This is a genomic window from Pseudomonas sp. OA65, from assembly GCF_017498305.1.
Classification (GTDB): Bacteria; Pseudomonadota; Gammaproteobacteria; order Pseudomonadales; family Pseudomonadaceae; genus Aquipseudomonas; species Aquipseudomonas zanjanensis.
Genome location: NZ_JAGDEZ010000004.1, coordinates 96,421 through 114,850 on the forward strand (window position 1 = coordinate 96,421; position 18,430 = coordinate 114,850).

At 60.3% G+C, this 18,430-nt stretch carries 16 protein-coding genes; 4 read left to right on the forward strand and 12 right to left on the reverse strand.

What is annotated here, in order from left to right; all coding sequences use genetic code 11:
• Positions 1 to 27: 27 nt before the first annotated feature.
• Positions 28 to 474 (forward strand): hypothetical protein, encoded by a 447-nt coding sequence (locus J3361_RS04780; RefSeq protein ID WP_053117711.1) that lies wholly within the window; start codon positions 28 to 30, stop codon positions 472 to 474.
• Positions 475 to 1,027: 553 nt separating this feature from the next.
• On the opposite strand, the gene J3361_RS04785 is transcribed toward J3361_RS04780, so the two are convergent.
• The gene (locus tag J3361_RS04785; protein WP_207962913.1) at positions 1,028 to 1,561 is read right to left on the reverse strand and encodes a PAAR domain-containing protein; all 534 of its coding nucleotides are present in this window, start codon (positions 1,559 to 1,561) and stop codon (positions 1,028 to 1,030) included.
• A gap of 397 nt (positions 1,562 to 1,958) precedes the next feature.
• On the opposite strand from J3361_RS04785, the gene J3361_RS04790 reads away from it, so the two are divergent.
• The gene (locus tag J3361_RS04790) at positions 1,959 to 2,945 is read left to right on the forward strand and encodes an alpha/beta hydrolase (protein WP_243458746.1); all 987 of its coding nucleotides are present in this window, start codon (positions 1,959 to 1,961) and stop codon (positions 2,943 to 2,945) included.
• Positions 2,946 to 3,103: 158 nt separating this feature from the next.
• On the opposite strand, the gene J3361_RS04795 is transcribed toward J3361_RS04790, so the two are convergent.
• Positions 3,104 to 4,006, reverse strand: a complete 903-nt coding sequence (locus tag J3361_RS04795; RefSeq protein ID WP_207962915.1) for a LysR family transcriptional regulator — start codon at positions 4,004 to 4,006, stop codon at positions 3,104 to 3,106.
• A 119-nt stretch (positions 4,007 to 4,125) separates the two neighbouring features.
• Between J3361_RS04795 and J3361_RS04800 the strand changes: the two genes are divergently transcribed.
• Both J3361_RS04800 and J3361_RS04805 read left to right on the forward strand, forming a co-directional pair.
• A complete protein-coding gene (locus J3361_RS04800) occupies positions 4,126 to 5,403 on the forward strand; it encodes an MFS transporter (RefSeq protein ID WP_207962918.1) in 1,278 nt (425 codons plus the stop codon).
• 119 nt (positions 5,404 to 5,522) lie between these two features.
• On the forward strand, positions 5,523 to 9,554 hold the full coding sequence (locus J3361_RS04805) for a DUF6543 domain-containing protein (RefSeq protein ID WP_243458747.1): 4,032 nt from the start codon (positions 5,523 to 5,525) through the stop codon (positions 9,552 to 9,554).
• A gap of 27 nt (positions 9,555 to 9,581) precedes the next feature.
• Here the strand turns inward: J3361_RS04805 and gspM are convergent, their stop codons facing one another.
• From gspM to gspD, 10 genes are read right to left on the reverse strand one after another with little or no spacing between them, the layout of a single operon-like run.
• Positions 9,582 to 10,046, reverse strand: coding sequence for a type II secretion system protein GspM (gene gspM / locus J3361_RS04810; RefSeq protein WP_207963177.1), 465 nt, complete (start codon positions 10,044 to 10,046; stop codon positions 9,582 to 9,584).
• Positions 10,046 to 11,149, reverse strand: a complete 1,104-nt coding sequence (gspL, locus tag J3361_RS04815; protein WP_207962920.1) for a type II secretion system protein GspL — start codon at positions 11,147 to 11,149, stop codon at positions 10,046 to 10,048. The genes gspM and gspL overlap by 1 nt, the downstream gene beginning before the upstream one ends.
• A complete protein-coding gene (locus tag J3361_RS04820) occupies positions 11,146 to 11,994 on the reverse strand; it encodes a type II secretion system protein GspK (protein WP_207962921.1) in 849 nt (282 codons plus the stop codon). The genes gspL and J3361_RS04820 overlap by 4 nt, the downstream gene beginning before the upstream one ends.
• On the reverse strand, positions 11,991 to 12,524 hold the full coding sequence (gene gspJ / locus J3361_RS04825) for a type II secretion system minor pseudopilin GspJ (RefSeq protein WP_207962923.1): 534 nt from the start codon (positions 12,522 to 12,524) through the stop codon (positions 11,991 to 11,993). Before gspJ ends, J3361_RS04820 begins: the two co-directional genes overlap by 4 nt.
• Entirely contained in the window at positions 12,517 to 12,903 is a 387-nt protein-coding gene (gene gspI, locus J3361_RS04830; protein ID WP_207962924.1) for a type II secretion system minor pseudopilin GspI, read from the reverse strand. The genes gspJ and gspI overlap by 8 nt, the downstream gene beginning before the upstream one ends.
• On the reverse strand, positions 12,896 to 13,363 hold the full coding sequence (gene gspH / locus J3361_RS04835; protein WP_207962925.1) for a type II secretion system minor pseudopilin GspH: 468 nt from the start codon (positions 13,361 to 13,363) through the stop codon (positions 12,896 to 12,898). The genes gspI and gspH overlap by 8 nt, the downstream gene beginning before the upstream one ends.
• Positions 13,364 to 13,365: 2 nt before the next feature.
• Positions 13,366 to 13,821: a type II secretion system major pseudopilin GspG gene (gene gspG, locus J3361_RS04840; protein WP_207962926.1), complete on the reverse strand. Its 456-nt coding sequence runs from the start codon at positions 13,819 to 13,821 to the stop codon at positions 13,366 to 13,368.
• A gap of 3 nt (positions 13,822 to 13,824) precedes the next feature.
• Positions 13,825 to 15,033, reverse strand: coding sequence for a type II secretion system inner membrane protein GspF (gspF, locus tag J3361_RS04845; protein ID WP_207962927.1), 1,209 nt, complete (start codon positions 15,031 to 15,033; stop codon positions 13,825 to 13,827).
• Between the two features lie 4 nt (positions 15,034 to 15,037).
• Entirely contained in the window at positions 15,038 to 16,510 is a 1,473-nt protein-coding gene (gene gspE, locus J3361_RS04850; protein ID WP_207962928.1) for a type II secretion system ATPase GspE, read from the reverse strand.
• Positions 16,507 to 18,429 carry a type II secretion system secretin GspD gene (gspD, locus tag J3361_RS04855; protein WP_207962934.1) on the reverse strand — a complete coding sequence of 641 codons (1,923 nt, stop codon included), beginning with the start codon at positions 18,427 to 18,429 and terminating at the stop codon, positions 16,507 to 16,509. Before gspD ends, gspE begins: the two co-directional genes overlap by 4 nt.
• Between the last annotated feature and the right edge of the window lies 1 nt (position 18,430).

Here is an 18,430-nt window from a genome sequence, read left to right on the forward strand (position 1 = left end):
CCGTTACCCCTCGTCAAGGAGACCATGATGTCGTTGAAGAAAATCGCCGTGACCGCCGCCCTGTTGCTCAGCACCCTGCCTAGCCTCAGCCAGGCCCGTGATACCGCGCTGTTCCTGCCGTTCGACAAGGTCGTCGCCGAAGCCATCCGCACCGGCAAGATCGACGGCAGCGTCAAGTTCTACCTGGCCGGCAACAAACCGGCCGGCAACGTCACCGTGGTCAGCCCTGGCGCGGTGACCAACAAAAAAACCAATGCCTTCAACAAGTCCGATGAAGTGGCCTGCGAATGGGTCCTGCAATCGGCCCTGATCAGCCTGCACGAGGCCGCCAAGAACGCCGGCGCCAATGCCGTCACCAACATCGTCAGCTTCTACAAGCGCAACGAACGCAAAGACCCCACCACCTACGAATGCCACGCCGGCGCGATCATGGCCGGTGTTGCGTTGAAAGGGGACTTGGCGAAGGTGCAATAAAAAGCGCTTTTTGAAGCGTCATGTGCAAGCGGGCTTGCTCGCGATAGCGGTGGGTCAGTACCGGTGATGCTGGCTGTGCTCCCGTCATCGCGAGCAAGCTCAGCTCCCACAGAATCCGTTCGCCCATCCAAGTATTGCCGACACCCCACATCCACTGTGGGAGCGAGCCTGCTCGCGATAGCGGTCTACCTGAGAAGATGAGGTTGAATGGACCGCCGTCTTCGCGAGCAAGCCCGCTCCCACAATTTGGTTCCGGGGGTGAACCCAAGATCCCGGCTCACCGCCAATCCCCTGTGGGAGCGGGCTTGCTCGCGAAAGCGGTGGGTCAGTACCGGTGATGCTGGCTGTGCTGCCGTCTTCGCGAGCAAGCTCAGCTCCCACAGGGTTTGGTGGCGTACCAGATATTGCCGCCCCCTTGCTCCCGCATGCATTGGACGTGAAGCCTCGGTATATCAGGTAGACCTCCTCAGGCCATTTGCCCCTCCCAGCAGTCGTGTATCAAGCACGAACCTTGTGGCGAGGGAGCTCCCGCTGGGCTGAAGCAGCCTCTCGTTCAATGGATGTCTTTCTTCATCGCATTCGAGCGCAAGCGATGAACCTCCGCCAACCTAAGCGCAGGCAAAAAATCCTCCGCCATCGGCACCCCCTCCCGCACGATGATCATGAAACGCCTCTGAAGCGTATTGATAATCTCGTCACCATTGCTCAAGCGACTGCCAACCAGCGCAATGTCGCTATTGTTTTTCCCAGCGCCGGTGATGATCCGTGCCGTGCTGCCATCGGCATACACCACCTCATCACCCTTCTGCGCGGCCCGTACCTTCCAGCCGTTATCCAAGGTGAACGTCAACGACGATGACACCTGCTGGATCGTTCCGCCGTTACGCGTCTGGCTGCCCTCGGTGGCCACTCGGTAGATGGCGATTGGCGGATGAGCTTCGACGAAGGCTTTTTGTCGACACACGAATGCCGCGACGTCTTCGCCGTAACCCTCAAGTAGCCGGGGCTCCAAGTACAAGTCATCCAAATGACGAAGAGCTTCATGGGAGATTTCGTTGGTGTAGGGGGCATCCAAAGATGAGTGCATTTCCAGGGACCTCATTCATGGGCTTCAGGCTGCATCCCTTGCACTGGGAAGTAGCGCTGAGCCGGCGGCTTCGCAATGATGAATGAGACGTTGCAGCGAGGGTGGGTCGCAACCCCTGCGGAGTGGTCTGTGCAACGAATCGGAAGCGTCGTAACTGGAAATACGCGTTTTCCTACAATCGAAGGGTATTTGACACAACTTTCCTTCCCGCCCCTGCCCTGCTGATACCAATCGAAGCTGCACTCTTTGCCGCTTGTCGGAACTGTCAGCTCTGACAGTTTCGATGGGCTTCGCAATCGCTTCAGGCTTCTAGCCGTTATCCAGGTCAACGCTCAATAAAACTGTTCGACCTCATGAGCTGCAACTCGCATCTCAAGAAAATTAATCTGGTCCAAACATGGATAAAAAATTGATGAGCACAATAGCCTGGTCGGGCCGCACAGCCATGTCTCGCAAACACCTCTCCACATCATCTTCTGCGGAACAAAGCAGCGTCGTGGTCGACGGTGCGGAATTTATAGATGGCTATGCGTGCGTGAACGGTATTCGCCTCCACTACCTTATGGGCGGTGACGGTGAACACCCGATTTTGCTGGTGCATGGTTTTCCGGGCAGTTGGCGTAGTTGGGAACCGTTGATGCGCACGTTGGTGCATGCCGGTTATACGCCCGTGATTCCTGATTATCGTGGAGCGGGGGCAACTGATGTATCAGCCAGTGGCTACGATAAAAAAAGCATGGCCCATGACTTACACGAGCTGATAACGCTCTTGGGCTTCAAGCAGGTCGATATCGTAGGTCACGACATGGGGTTAATCGTTGCCTACGCCTACGCGGCACTGTATCCGGATGAAACGAAACACATCGTATTGATGGATGGGTTCATTCCAGGCATCCCCGGGTGGGAAACCGCCTATAACGGAAACCCTACTGCGGGCATTACCAGCAAATGGCATTTTCGCTTCTTTGGCAAAACGGCCATTGGCATGATTAAAGGGCATGAAAAAACCTACCTGGATATGTTTTTTGATGACTTTGTATTCGAGGGCAACAATAAAGTGTCCGATGAAGTGCGACAGGCATTGGTAGACGATTACGCCCGGCCAGGCCGCATGGAGGCGGCATTTAAGCTTTATGCAGCCTGGGTAGAAAATGACGCGAATGACAACCTGGAGTTTGCCAAGAATAAACTGACTATTCCGCTGCTCACCATCGGCGGCGATCATTCGAGAGGAAAAACCTTGGCCGAACAGGCTCTGCACATCGCAACGCACCCGCACTCATTAACATTGATCAATACCGGCCATTGGGTACTGGAGGAACAAACGCAGGCGACACGTGACGCAATCCTGGCATTTCTGATGATAAAAAATGTCGGGCAATAGGTTGTCACAGGATCTGATGGCGGGGCATGAACGAAGAAGAGCGCCGGCATAAATCCTGTGGGAGCAAAGCTTGCTCGCGATTGCGGGAAGCTACCTGACAACGATATTGGCAACGCTGCCGCTTTCGCGAGCAAGCTTTGCTCCCACAGGAATCTCGCTCAAGCAATGGACAATTGCACCCCATCGGTCAACAACGCCACAAACGCCGCAGCCATCGGCGAACGCTGATCCTTGCGCAGCACCAACCACACCGCCGACACTGCCGCCGGGTCGAGCAGCGGTCGATACACCACCCCATCGATACGCATCCGCTGGTAGGACGCCGGCAATACCGAAACGCCCAGCCCCGCCGCGACCAAGCCAATGATGGTCATGGCTTCGCCGGCTTCCTGGGCGAAATGCGGGCTGAAGCCGGCGTCGCGGGCCAGGCTCAGGAGTTGGGCGTAGAGGCCGCTGCCGTAGCTGCGGGGGAAAAATACGAACGGTTCCTGGGCCAAGGCCGAGAGGAACAGGCCGTCTTCATTGCCCTGGGCCAGGGGATGTTTGGCGCTGAGCACGGCCACCAGCGGTTCGCGGCTGAGTTCGATTTCGGTCAAGGTGTCGGGCAGCGGCAACGGTCGCATGATGCCCACCTCAATCACTTCATCGAGCAGTGCGTCGGCGACTTGGGTACTGCTCATTTCCCGCAGGTTCAGGTGCACCGCCGGGAAGCGTTGACGGAATGAAAATATCGCCTGGGGGATGGTGGAGTTGAAAGGCGCCGAAGAGGTGAAGCCGATTTTCAGTTCGCCCAGCTCCCCCAGTTGGGCACGGCGGGCTACGTCGGCGGCCTTTTCGACTTGGGCCAGTACCCGTCGCGCCTCCTCGAGGAACAGCCGCCCGGCCTCGCTCAATTCGACCCGACGATTGGTACGTTCGAACAATCGCGCACCAATCTCTTGCTCCAGCGCTTGGATCTGCTGGCTCAAGGGCGGTTGGGAGATGCCCAGGGCCAGTGCCGCACGGCCAAAATGCAGTTCTTCGGCAACGGCAATGAAGTAACGCAGGTGACGCAGTTCCATGGGCTATCCAATAGGTCGTTAAACGTCTTAAACAGGTCGAACAATATATTGGATAGAATCATTAGCCGGCTATATGCTTTTTTCACTGCCTGCCTGATCGTGCTCTTGCGAGGTTCACCGTGAAAATTGCTATCGCTCCACTGGCCCATGAAATCCCGCCGCGCGTGCAGGACGATGTCGCCGCCGAACCCAAAGACATCTACATCGAGAAAGGCACGCCATTGTTCATGCGCACGGTACTGGCGCTGTTTTGCGGTGGTTTTGCGACCTTTGCCCTGCTGTATTGCGTGCAACCGATGATGCCGTTGCTGTCCAGGGAGTTCTCTATCAATGCGGCGCAGAGCAGCCTGATCCTCTCGGTGGCGACCGGCCTGCTCGCCATCGGCCTGTTGATCACCGGTCCGATATCCGACCGCATCGGCCGCAAATCGGTGATGGTCACGGCGCTGTTTGCCGCATCGCTGTGCACGATTGCCAGCGCGATGATGCCGACCTGGCAAGGCGTCCTGGTGCTGCGCGCCTTGGTGGGGCTGTCGTTGAGCGGGTTGGCGGCGGTGGCGATGACGTATTTGAGCGAGGAAATCCACCCCAAGCACATTGGCTTGGCGATGGGGCTGTACATCGCCGGCAACGCCATCGGAGGCATGTGCGGGCGCCTGATCGCCGGGGTCTTGATCGACTTTGTCAGTTGGCACACCGCGATGCTGGTGGTGGGTGGCCTGGCGCTGATCGCTGCGGCGGTGTTCTGGCGGATTCTTCCCGAGTCACGCAACTTCCGTCCGCGTTCGTTGCACCCGCGCAGCCTGCTGGACGGTTTCACCATGCACTTTCGCGATGCCGGTTTGCCGCTGCTGTTTCTCGAAGCGTTCGTGCTGATGGGCGCATTCGTGACGCTGTTCAACTACATCGGTTATCGCCTGCTGGCCGAGCCTTATCATCTGGATCAGGCCTTCGTCGGATTGCTGTCGGTGGTGTACTTGTCGGGTATCTACAGCTCGGCGAAAGTCGGCGCACTGGCGGACAAACTCGGTCGGCGCAAAATGCTCTGGGCAACCATCGCACTGATGCTCGCAGGCCTCCTGCTGACCATGGCCACGCCGCTGTGGCTGGTGATCCTGGGCATGCTGGTGTTCACCTTCGGTTTCTTCGGCGCTCACTCGGTCGCCAGCAGTTGGATCGGCCGCCGCGCCCTCACGGCCAAGGGCCAGGCTTCGTCACTTTACTTGTTCAGCTATTACGCCGGCTCCAGCGTGGCGGGCACGGCGGGCGGCGTGGCCTGGCACCTCGGCGGCTGGAACGGGATCGGCCTGTTCATTGGTGCTTTGCTGGTGATTGCGTTGTGTGTGGCGGTGAAGCTGGCGAAACTGCCGTTGTTGCCGGGAAATGCTCGCATTTAAACCTCACCGAAGATCATTCGCACTGATTTTAGTGTTCTCGGTGCGGTACCTATATACCGCCTCATCGCTGTTGGACCGCAATAGATTGCGCTTTCAAATAATGTCTAGGAATAGAGACTTTGGAAGACAATCCGTTAACTTCTGCATACGAGTCGCAACTGATCGCATCGCAGAAACAAATGCTGCATCTGAACGCCGCCGTCCCACTGCCCTCCACGATAACCCGTCAGCACTTGGACTATTGGTTTGCCAGAACTTTTCCCGCCCTGGCGGGTAAGTTCGCGGTATCGACAGTATCGCTTCGTACTCTTCGCGAAGAGACAATTGCACCCACGCAACACACGCTCGGTGCAGCGGCGACTCAACACCCGTTGACCGGCATTGTTTTTCTTGAGGCGCTGTTCTGGCGAGCGGTTGCCGGCTATTCCGATGCGCGTGATCACTTTCTCGATCCAGACAACATCGAGATCATCATTGAGCAAAGCGGCACCACGCAAATACCCGCCGTTCTGAACAGCCGTGACGCCAAGGAAGAGTTCAAGAAACTGTTGAACACCACTCCGGCACGGTACGAACGGTTGCTTGCAAAAGCACTGGATGATTTTTGGAACAAGCCTGCGGACTTCAGCCAGGGCAGCAATGTCGGTGACTGGTTGGCTAAGGAACTAGAGGGGCAGCTAAAGGCTCAGGCGGACCTACATCTGCAAGACGCAACGCTAAGCCCAGTCATGCATAAGACGCTGACGGAACAGGTATTGTCGGCCCCCGACGCGACCTCCCGCAGCAAGCTGCCCGAGCACCAGCGGCCCGGTGTCCATGGCTTGAACCTGATGCCGCAAGGATGGAACTTCAACGTGCCGGTATCGCGCGCCATAGTGCTGACACGGCATGACGATACGGACCACTCGGGGGCCGCGGTGCTTTACCGCCTGGGGGAACCGTTGGGCATCCATGAGGACCTGGCGACGCTGAAGACCCGCGTCAAGGAAGACGAGAATGCCGGGGATGACGTGGATACCGTGCCGGTCACCGAAAATTTCCTGGCTCATCTTGTGGGGGATCTGCGACAGGGGCAAAAAACAGCCATGAGCAATGTCTTGGCGTCCGGTCCGTTGCAAACAGAGCAAATCACCGCCTGGGTACAGCGGCTGGATGCGGCAGTCGACATTGGGCAGCAGGTGGACCTGGCGAACGCCATGGATGAACGCGAACAGCGACTGCAACAGAAAAAACAGCTCGATTGGCTACAGGGCAATCCCTACGTAACCGGCAGCGACCGTATAGCCTGGTGGAAGGCGGTGCAACAATTGCGCACCACCCTGTTGGAAATAGCACCGCCGCCCGACCCGGTAACCTTGGCGACCCCTGATGCCCTTCTCCAGCGAAGCCGTGCGCTGCTTGCGAGCATCATTGAGAAAACCTACCCGCCTATCGACCCTGAAGATGTGTCCCTGAGCATCCGCAAGGTGCTGATTGACCCGCATGCGCCCTCGGGCACATCACCGTATGGCTCCGGTGTATCGACGGGCACCTCGACACGGTTCGTCGATGACCGTCGTTCGATGACGCAATGGGCGATGGCCAACCTGACGCAGGAGGAACGCAACGCAGCTCATCATGCCGTCGTCGGCCCGCTGACCTTTGCACAGATTGTCGAGCTCATCGAAAGAGCCAATATTGGCGCCCGGCTTCCGGCCGATCTGCTGCTCACAGCGAGGGCGCGGCAAGACGACTGGATGTTGTACAAGGCTAGACAGATGCGGGCCCAGGCATGGGCTGCGCATATCTCCGGCGATTTGCGGCATGACCACCACAATACCGGGTTGAAGCTGATCCTGGCGGCGCTGGACAGCCCGACACCCTTGGGTCGCGCCAAGGTCAACGGGCACGAAGTGGTGGTCCGTCAGTTGCAATGGGGCGACAGCGTGCTCAAGGAACTCCTTGTCTTTGGCGTCAAGTCTGCAGCGAGCCGCCCCTCGCTGACGCTGTACACCCCCGGGGCACCGGACGCAAAGATCTTCAGGGATGTGGATGCGGCCGACGCCCGAGCCTTGGAAACGGCCCTGGTACAGACGCTTACCGCGACAACGCAAATGACCCGGTGGCTCGTGTCGCACCTGCCCTTGCTCGAACAGACCGAGCAATTGGACAGCATGATGCCGCCGCAGGAAAACCAGACGTTCGAAGAGCGGGTAAAGAACGTCACCCAATCCGTCTTCGCATGGACAAAGGGCAGGGCACAGAAGGATTTCGAGCTGAAGATTTCTTCGCCGATTGTTACGGGGAATCTGTTTGAAGTTTTGCACGAGACGCAGATAAACCACGCGCTGAAAACGATTGATGTACTGACGGTGACAAACATCGAACGAGACAATGCGCAGGCGCGCGAAGAACGCAGGCACGGCGTTGCGCTATTGACGGGCGCAATGACCTTAGCGCCGGCGAACCGGCTGGGCGGAATTTTGGGACGTGCGATCCTGCCAACGATGGTTGCGGGGGCTGCGGTGTCGGCAATCGACGATACGAATGGCAGCTTCAGCCAGTGGACGATTGAGTTTATCGGCGGCCTTGGTGAGGTTCTGGCAGAGGCCGGGCAAGACCTGATCATGGCACGTGCAAGGCGGCACCGGAGCACACCACGACCGGCGCTCAGCGCCATGCCTCGCATGCCCAAGCCAGAGCTTGAACCCTTTGTGCTACGAGGTTTTGACGGCAAGGGGCTGGTAGCCGAAGGACGCAGCCGGTACCGGGACGCGGGCGGACAAGGCTACCTCAGGCTGGAAAACGACTACTACAAAACAGCGGTACAGGGGGGAGAACAGATCATCTACGCCCCGGACAACCGCATGAATCAGCGAACGGTCATTTGGGACAACGGCCGCTGGAACGTCGAAAAGCGACTGGGGCTACTCGGGGGCGGGCCAGTACTGAGTTTCTTCAGGACACCAGAACTTCCGGAACGAATAAAGTACAACGCGCTGATGGAAAGTGCCATGGCCAGTAACCGCGGCCTATCCCCCGAATCAGTCGGCGCGGTAAAGCTCATTATTGATTCAATGCCTGAAGAGTTGGCCGACCGTTTACTTCGGGAGTGCATGGAGGCCCAGCAGGTCTCTAATGTAGAGGCGTACCGTGCAAAAATAAAAGCGCTCCATTACAGACAGAACACTCCGCCGGATATCCTTACTTTTTTCGGGCAACTACGAGACAAGGTAAATATCTGGGACAGCGTCAACGATACTTCCGCCAGAATCGAAGCCAACATAACGCCCCTTACGACCAGTCAGAAGATTAAAATCTACGACCTGCTTTATTCGCACAAGAAAGAATTTCTACAGGATGATAAGTGCCAGTTCAGGCTAAGCGTTGTAACCGATATGGTTACCGGCGCAATGTTCGTGACTTACACCCCATTGAAAGGAAAAAAAAGAGAGGCCATGGATGCAATATCGAACACGGTCCGGGACACGTACATCTCCGTGGCCAGGGCGATAGAAGCCAAAGTGAATGCTGACTTCCCTGGCAACGGTGCTGAGGCCTTGGCGGCAAAACGGAACTATCTGGAATCCGAGGAGTACCAGAACGACAGGGTAGAACTCATCAGGGCAGAAAGAACCCGACTTAATCAACCGGGGATTCTAACGGCAATAAAGAGCAAGAAAATCCTCTATGTCATCATTAACAAAGGTAAAACCCATCGAAAAACCACACTGGCCATGGACGAAGATATCGCCACTTTCTCAAGGGAACTTGACTACTATAACTCGTTCGAAATCGACGCCGTCACCCAAGCCCCCTCGAATATTGTCACGGGGCCTCAACCCGTCACCACAGCGCCGGCCAATCTCTCCCACCCGTCAACATCCGCCAAGGCATATACCGTAGCGATCAGCCCTTTGGCTGAGATGCAAATGTCTTATCGAAGCTTCCGCGAACCCGCCGAGAGAAGACTCCAAACGATCATGGAGCATCTCCGTACGATGGATAAAAGCAAAACCATCAACAAACACTGCTATTTCGACATGGCCCAATTAGCGCCTGGCACCGGCAGGGGAAGATGGCGCGCCGCATGCAAACGCGTGAAAGATACCTGGACCATTGAAGGCTTTTATGACTACCACAACGCACGTTGGCGGGTCTGGGAGGGCTAGATAACAGGGGCGTCTTCGGACGTCCCTTTATCCTTTATCTGTCCGCAAAACCACTCGTGCACTCAGTACACCATTCTCCACTTCCAAGGTCAGCGACCGCAGCCCCGCCCCCTCCCGTTCCTGTTGATCCAGCCAATGAAGCAATGTATTCGCATCACCGCTGACGGCGAGTCGCAACGAGTCGTCGTCGACTTCCATTTCCGCGATGTCCAACCCCGCCGCTGTTGCGCTTTCATTGACGCGCACCGACAACGGCCGCGTGTCGGCAGTCGCGTCCCGGGTGGGCTCGGCGCGCTGGATCCGGGCGCTCAGTTCGGCTTGTTGGCGATATTGTCGTTCGGCAACATCCAGTCGTTGTCGGGTCGGTTGCCAAATCGCGGTGTAGGCCAGCGTCACCGATAACAATCCGGCAACGCCCAGCAACAGCCCTTGCTCTCGGCGCGCCAGTTTCCGCCAGGCCTGTTTCAGGACCCGCCATCCCTTGAAATTCATCAACTGTTCTCCAGCGTGAGGATGGCCTGCACGCGTTTGTCCTGTTTACTGGCGCTGCCCAGGGTGACGGGCAATCCGTTTTGCTGCCCGCGCTCGCGCAGTTGTTCCAGTTCGGCAAAACTGTTGGCCGTCAGCTGGATCTTCCAGCCGTCGCCTTCCCGAAAATCGATGCGCTGCACCTCGACGTTGCTGGCCCCAATGACCTGCTCCGTGAGACGCACCAGACGTGCCACCTCGGTTTCCTCGCGTTGCCCGCGCCGGCTCTGCATTGCCTGGAACTGGGCCGCCAGGTCGACGATTCGCTGCTGCCCGGGATACAGCGACCTGAATCGCTGTTCGCTTTGGGCATACGACAGTCGGGTTTCACCTTCCAGAAAGCGTATGCGGGCTTCGCTGAAGGCCCAGGTGAGCACCAGCAGGCCCAGTGCAGTCGCCGCAGCGCCACGCCATGGCAGCGGTTGCCGTCGGCGGCGGAATTCACCTTGCAACAGGTCGATGGGACGTCCACCTGCGTTCAGCAGCCATTCATCGATGCCAGGGCAATCACGCTCCTCGTCCAGCCAATGAATGTCCTCAGGCAGGCTGGACTTGAGCGCTGCCAAGGCCCGTACCGACAACGACGTCCGCGCCGACAGCCCTCCGCCCAACAACCAACGCCCGAACCAGCGCACGCCGAATGCCTGGTCATCGGCAAGCAGATCGGCATCAACCTGTACCGTGCGCACATCGATACCTTGTTCGGCGAGCAGCGCCAGCAGCGCCTGAAACCGCGCTCGCTGCGTCACCATCATCGGATAGCGGTGCTGGCGATCACGTGAGCCGATGCTGATGTGCAGCGCCTCCAGGTTTTCACTCAGTTGTTCTTCGATGGCGAACGCCAGGGCCTGCGGCCGGGGCTGGCGTCGAGAGGGCCACGGATCGCTGCACAACCAACTGCACATTTCCATCGGTAACAGCACGTCGACGGGCCGTCCGCTCAACTCGCCGGCCGCCTCGTACAACGGCAGGCGGCGGCGTTCGCCGGCTGATGACCACACGCAGCACGGCCAATCGGCACCAGGCGCGTCCAGGCCTTCGGCTGTCAGGTAAAGCCAGGTTTTCATCTAGAAAGCTCGCTGGGGTTGAAGGGTAAGAAACGACGCTGGCGAACCGTCCAGCGTCCGCTAACAGGATCGCGCTCGATATCCGAGGCCAGCCGTAGACGGCTTCCGGCATGGACCACGCTCACGGTGATTCGAAACCAGCGACTGCCCACTCCCAACCCATGGCTGCTGAGGCCGACTCCGGACAACAACGGGTCGTTGGTGAACGCCTGCACGCTGGCGTATGGCGTGTGCCGACGTTGTTCGATCAACGCCCTGGATGGCCCGGTCTCCATGCCATCCAAGGTCATGAGCACGAGCTGCGGAGCAGTATTGATGTTCAGCCGCGCGTCCTTGGGCAGCAACACCACCCAGGGTTCCAGGCGTTGCAAGGTCTGCCCGTCGATGCCTGGCAACAGGCGCAGTTGACTGAACTCCTGCACCGGCCCGACCTGGGGTAACGACAGGGGCGGCAGATCCAACAAGGCGAGCAAGCGAGTCCAACGACCGAGGCTGACCTGATCGATTTGACCTAGCGCCAGTATCCCATTGAGGTTCAGGCGTCCGGACAGATCCTCAATAGCAATGTGCAGCTTGGCGTCGTCCACTTCCAGGATGGGCTCAAGCCGGGCCCAATCCTGGCTCAGGTCAACGGGCCCGGACGATGTGATCCCGCTGCTTTCCAACACCACCCGCGCCCAGTCCTCCCCTGCCAATCCTAATTGCCGCAACTGGACTTGTTGCAGTTGTTGCGCGCTGCTGTGCAACAACAAGCGATGGCTGCGCAACAAGCCGCCGACCAGCAGCAACGCCAGGCTCAGCACCAGCAGCACGCTGATCAGCGCCACACCCCGCTGTCGCTTCATGGCAACGCCTCCGGTAACAGCAGCACACGACGGATCTGCTCGAAACGCCCCGCCGACACCACCAACTCCAGCGCCAGCGGCGCGGTGCCGCCCGCGGTTTCGGAGCGCCAACCCCGCTGCCGGTCGAACACACGCCAGCTCAGGCTGTGGACGTCGTCGAGCAGTTTTTGCGGCTGCACCAGCGTCGTGCCTTCACCGACACTGTCGCGCCACAACGTTGTGCCCTTGAGCCGATAACTCACTGTCTGGCGCTCGCTGCGTGGCTGATCCAGTGGGTTGCGCCAATGGCTGCGCTGCAACTGCAAGTGCCCCGGCGCGAGCACGACCGAGTCGACCACCGCCTGCCACACATCCCGTTCGATCACCCCCACGGCACGCTGCAAGGCTCGGATGTCGCGTTCATGTTGACCGGCTCCCTGCTGGGTCCGTACGACGCCATCGAATAACCGCCAACTGGCCAGGCCGAGCAAGGCAAAAATGGCGATGGCGATGACCAGTTCCAACAAGGTGAAGCCCGATTGCTTATTCATGCTGGCGGCGGATCCACCCGCTGGTACGGTGAGCGACGGCTGCGCTGTCGCCACGGCTGACCTGGATTTCGACTTGCAACAGGCGCCCATCACGAGCCGGGGCGATTCGCTGCTGCAAGACCCAGTCGCGGCGATCCAGGTGCCGGTTCAGGCGCTGTTGCCCGGCCGGCGTGGCGGTTTGCAGACGCAGTTCGCTCAACTGGTTGTCCGCCAGCCAGGCGCCGAACAGGCGGTCTTCCAGCCCGGCGCTTTGCTTGAGCACGAACTGGCTCGCCGAAAGCACCGCCGCCGCCAATGTCGCGAAAATCGCCAGGGCGATCATGACTTCCAGCAGCGTGAAGCCCCGGCAATCGGCGGCATGCTTGCGCGCGTTACTCATCGATCAGCGGCTCCGCCAAGCCATCGCTGGATACCCGCGAGAGGGCTTGTCCAGAGGATTTGATCAGCAACCTGAACGGACTGATCTCATCGCTGCTGAGCATCAACACCTGCGGTGGACCTTGGACGTCATCGAGGCGCAGGACATGACCGTCCTGCTCCAGCCCAAGCGTCAGCCCCTCGGGCAAGCGATGCAACGCCGACACCGCCGTCCAGTCCAGGGCTTCGAGTCGCAGCGCCTGATAACTGCCAGTTCGCACACGCACGCCGTATTCCTGCCCGTCCAGGACCGCCCGCTCACGCAACTGCTGCACGACCGCGACGAAGTCCTGGGCCTGCTGTCGGGCTTCACGCGCCGGGCTCGACCCCGTGGCGAAGCGAACCATGCCCGCCAGGACTCCAATCAAGACGATGACGACCATCAGTTCCAGCAAGGTGAAGCCTCGGCAACGACATTCCATGTTCAGTCGGCCCAATTGCCGATGTCGGCCGCCACCCCTTCACCGCCCGACACGCCATCGGCGCCCAGCGAATAAAGGTCATAGCTGCCATCAAGAGATTTGTGCCCCGGATTGAGGTACTGATAGGGCGTGCCCCAGGGATCGACCGGCAGGCTTTTCAGATACCCCTGGGGGTTCCAGTTCCTCGCCGCGGGCGTGCCGGACGGGCGCTTGCTCAACGCTTCCAGGCCCTGTTGGGTCGAGGGGTACTGGAAGTTGTCGAGACGGTACATTTCCAGGGCCGTGGCGATCGCCTGGATGTCGGTATGGGCGGCCGTAACCTTGGCCTGGTCGGGGCGGCTCATGAACTGCGGCACCACGATGGCGCCCAGGACGCCAATGATGACCACCACCACCATGATTTCAATCAGGGTGAAGCCGCCTTGGGAGCGTGCAGATCGGTTGCGTTGGAGTTTCATGGGTCAATTCACCAATTGGTTGAGGCTCAGGATCGGTAGGAGGATGGCCATGACGATCAGCAGCACGACGCCGCCCATCAGCACCAACATGGCCGGTTCGAAAAGGCTCACCACCAGCGCGATGCGCGCCGCGAGGCTGGCTTCCTGTTGTTCGGCGGCCCGGGCCAGCATGTTGTCGAGTTCGCCGGCCCGTTCGCCGCTGGCGATCATGTGCAACATCAGCGGCGGGATATCGCCGCCCTGCTCCAGGCCACGGGTCAACGTCCCGCCCTCACGGACCGAACGGGCGACGTCGGCCATGCGGGCGCGGATCGTCAGGTTGCCGATCACCTGCGCGGCGATGTGCAAGGCATCCACCAGCGGCACCGCGCTTTTGCTCAGGATCGCCAGGGTGCTGGCGAATCGGGCCGCTTCCATCGCCCGCAGCACCTCGCTCAACACGGGCAACCTGAGCAACAAACGGTGCCAGCGCAGGCGCCACTCCGGTTGGCGCAGGCTCCAGCGCCACAACCCGAGCACCCCGGCCAACGCGCCAAGCATCAGCAGGCCATGACGGCGCAAGCCATCGCTGACGGCGATCAGCGCCTGGGTCAGCCAGGGCAACGGCTGGCCGCTGTCGATAAAAATTTTCACCACGTCCGGCACCACGTAACCCAGTAGGAAGGCGACAATCGCAACACAGGCCAGCATCAGGATCAGCGGGTACACCAAGGCCAGTTGAATGCGTTGGCGTGACGCCTGGCGCGCCTGGGTGTAACTCGCCAGTTGCTCCAACACCTGCCCCAGGTGACCGGATTGTTCGCCCGCCGCGACCGTGGCGCAGAACAGTTCGGGGAACGCCTGGGGAAAGGCGCGTAGGGCCGTCGCCAGCGCATGGCCTTCCATCACCCGGCTGCGCACCGCCGCCAGCAAGTGCGCAACGCGCCGCTTCTGACTCTGTTGCGCCACTGCCTCGAGGGATTCCTCAAGCGGCAGACCAGCCTGGATCAGGGTGGACAACTGCAGCGTGAGCAGCGCCAGGTCCGCCGGACTCAAACGCCCCCCGGCATGTCGTCCGCCCAAGGAGCGCTGCGCCTTGACCTCGGCCAATTCGCTGGGCAACAAGCCGCGCTCGCGCAGCAACTGGCGCGCATGGCGGGGGCTGTCGGCCTCTACACGGCCTTTGCAGCGCCGGCCCTGGGCGTCTTCGGCCCGATACTCGAAGGTCGGCATGGCGCTAATCCTCCTGGGTGATGCGCAACAGTTCATCGACGCTGGTCAGGCCTTCCAGCACGCGCTGGCAGCCATCCTGAAACAGGCTGCGGGAGGTCTTGCGTGCCTCGGCGGCCAACGCCTGCTCAGTGGCGCCCTGATGAATGAGTTGCGACAGCACGGCGCTGACATTCACCAACTCATAAATGCCAAAGCGCCCGCGATAGCCTTTCTGGCATTGCTCGCAGCCCTGGGCCTTGAACAACCGGGGCGCGGCAGCGGCGTCGAGGCCCAGGCGCCGACATGTGGCGGCGTCAGCCACATACGGCGTCTTGCAGGACGGGCACAGACGACGCAGCAAACGCTGGGCAACGATGCCGGCCAGGGACGATGCCAGCAGATACGCATCCACCCCCATGTCCAGCAGCCGCGTAACCGCTCCGACGGCGGTGTTGGTGTGCAGCGTCGAGAGCACCAAGTGACCGGTCAAGGATGCCTGGACGGCAATTTCGGCGGTCTCGCGGTCGCGTATTTCACCCACCATCACCACGTCCGGGTCCTGGCGCAAAATGGCTCGCAAACCGCGGGCGAAGGTCATGTCGACTTTCGGGTTGACCGGCATCTGGCCGATGCCCGGCAAGTGATATTCGATGGGGTCTTCAACGGTGAGGATGTTGCGACTCTGGTCGTTGATACTGCTCAGCGCCGCGTACAACGTGGTGGTTTTTCCTGACCCCGTGGGCCCGGTGACCAAGACGATGCCGTGGGGCTTGCCGAGCAACTGGCGCAGGCTGCCCAGCGTGTCATCGGGCAGGCCCAGGCGATGCAGATCCAGGCGCCCGGCCTGCTTGTCGAGCAAGCGCAACACCACGCGCTCGCCATGGGCCGAAGGCAGGATCGAGACCCGCACATCGACTTCGTGCCCGGCCAGGCGCAGCGCCATTCGCCCATCCTGGGGCACGCGTTTTTCGGCGATGTCCAGACGCGCCATGACCTTGATCCGGGACACCAGCAGACTCGCCAGTTCCCGGCGTGGCCGGAGCATTTCCTGTAACTGGCCGTCGATGCGCATGCGAACCGATAGGTATTGCTCGAACGTTTCCAAGTGCACGTCCGAGGCGTGTTCACGGACCGCCTCGCTGAGCAGGGCGTTGATCAGGCGAATGATCGGCGCGTCGCCCTGCTGTTCCAGCAGGTCAGTGGTCTGCGGCATCTGGTCGGCCAGGCTGAGCAGGTCCAGTTCCTCGTCCAAGCCCTGGGCCACCTGCTCGGCGGCGCTCTGGCCCTGGCGATAAACGCTGGCCAGGCGTGTGGCGAACTGCGCCGGTTCGAGCACCTGGATCGGCACGTCCCGCCCGCACAAGCGCCGCACTTCCGCCACTGCTGTCAGCGGCGTATCGCGACGCATGACCAGGCTCAAGGTCGGCCCCGCGCCGTCCAGCAGCACACCCAGGCGCCTGGCGAAACCAAAGGGCAACGGAGCCTGCGGATCAGTCACAGGGCACCCGAACGCTGTTGCAGGTCGGCCGCCGAAGCATCCGATGAGGAATCGAACAACTGCCGGGCATCCCGAGGCAACAGCAGCGAATTGTTTTTCCGCGAACCGGGCTTGCTCAACTCGCGAAGTGCGTCATAGCGCTGGCGGCTGACCTCGGCGAGGTCTTCGTTGCTGCGTACGATGGTCGGGCGCAGGAACACCATCAGGTTGCTTTTGGTCTGCGTGTCGCGGTTCCAGCGAAACAGCGCCCCCAGATACGGAATGCTGCGCAGCAATGGCACCCCGCTTTGCTGGGTGCGGACACTGTCGCGGATCAGGCCGCCGATCACGATGATCTCGCCGTCGTCCGCCAGGATCGTGCTTTTCAAGGCGCGCTTGTTGGTGATCAGGTCGGAGGAGTCCACACCGGAAACAGACGGCGCGATGTCCGAAACTTCCTGCTCCACTTCCAGGCGCAAGGTCGAGCCTTCGTTGATGTAGGGCTTGACCTTGAGGCTGATGCCGACGTCCTTGCGTTCCACCGTGGTGAACGGATTGTCCGCGCCGTTGCCGCTGGTGGCGTAGGAGCCCGTCTTGAACGGGACGTTCTGGCCGACGATGATTTCCGCTTCCTGGTTATCCAGGGTCAGCAGGCTGGGGGTGGAAAGCAGGTTGCTATGGGCGTCGCTCGCCAATGCCGAGACCAACGCACTGAAGCGGTCGCCCCCCAGTCGCAAGAATGCGCCTTCGGTTTTTTTATCCAGTTTATTGAGGTCCAGCCCGATGATTGGAATATCGGTTCCAGGGAAGTTGATAGCCCCTGTCGCGCTGCCGCTTTCGAGCCCCCACTGCACCCCCAGCGCCTCGGAAATATCCCCGGTGACCTCGACGATGGCCGCATGAATGAGCACCTGGGCGCGGGGTTGGTCCAGTTCGCGGATGATGTTTTCAATAATGCGGACCTGGGCTGGCTCGGCGATCAGCACGAGGGCATTCTGGCTTTCATCGGCCTTGATCATGAACGGGCTGGCGGCCGCAGTGTCCCGCAGGCCGGCCAGTGCCGGTGTGGTTTTCTTATCCTGACCGACAGCCTCCAACACCTCGGCCAGTTGCTTGGCATCGCTATGGCGCAGGCGAATGACCCGAGCATTGTCCTGGGATGTGGTAGCCGGAACATCCAGGGTCCGGGCCAGATCGACCAGGCGTTGACGCACCGCGGGCGCGCCGATGACCACCAGCCGATTGCTGCGGGCATCGGCGATCACCACGCCCGCCGTATCACCCTCGCGCTTGCCGCCTGAGGCTTCTAACAGCGGTGCGATATCCCCCGCCAAGGCATGCTGCAACCGCACCACCACATGATTGCGGTTGCGCCCCGAATCCAATTTTCGCACCACCCCGGCAATACGCTGGACATTGGCGGCGGTATCAGTAACCACCAAGGCATTGGACGATACCGAAGGGCCGACGTAACCATTGGCCGACACCAGAGGCCGGACCAACCCGGCAACGTCTGCCGCGATGCTCGATTGCAAATCCAGCACCCGCGTGACGAACTGCGACGGCGTGGCGCTGTGTTCATCGGCAATACCGGCGCGCGTCTTGGCATCGCCGACCGGGGTGATCAGGATCCGCTCGCCCTCGTCGATCACCGTGAAGTTATGCGCATCGAGCACCGAATAGAACAACCGACGCACGCCTTCGCGGTCCAGCGCCTCGCGGGACATGACGGTAATGCGTCCTGAGACTCGAGGATCGAGCACCACGGTTTTGCCCAGGATTGCCGAGAATTCCTCGACCACGTCGCGCAGTTCCGCATTGTTCATCGCCAGTTGCCAATGAGTCTCTTCGGCTTGCAGTGGACTGGCGAACGCCAACAGACAGGACACGGCAAGACAGAACAGGACGCGCGATACACGGCCCCGGATAAAGCTGTTCATG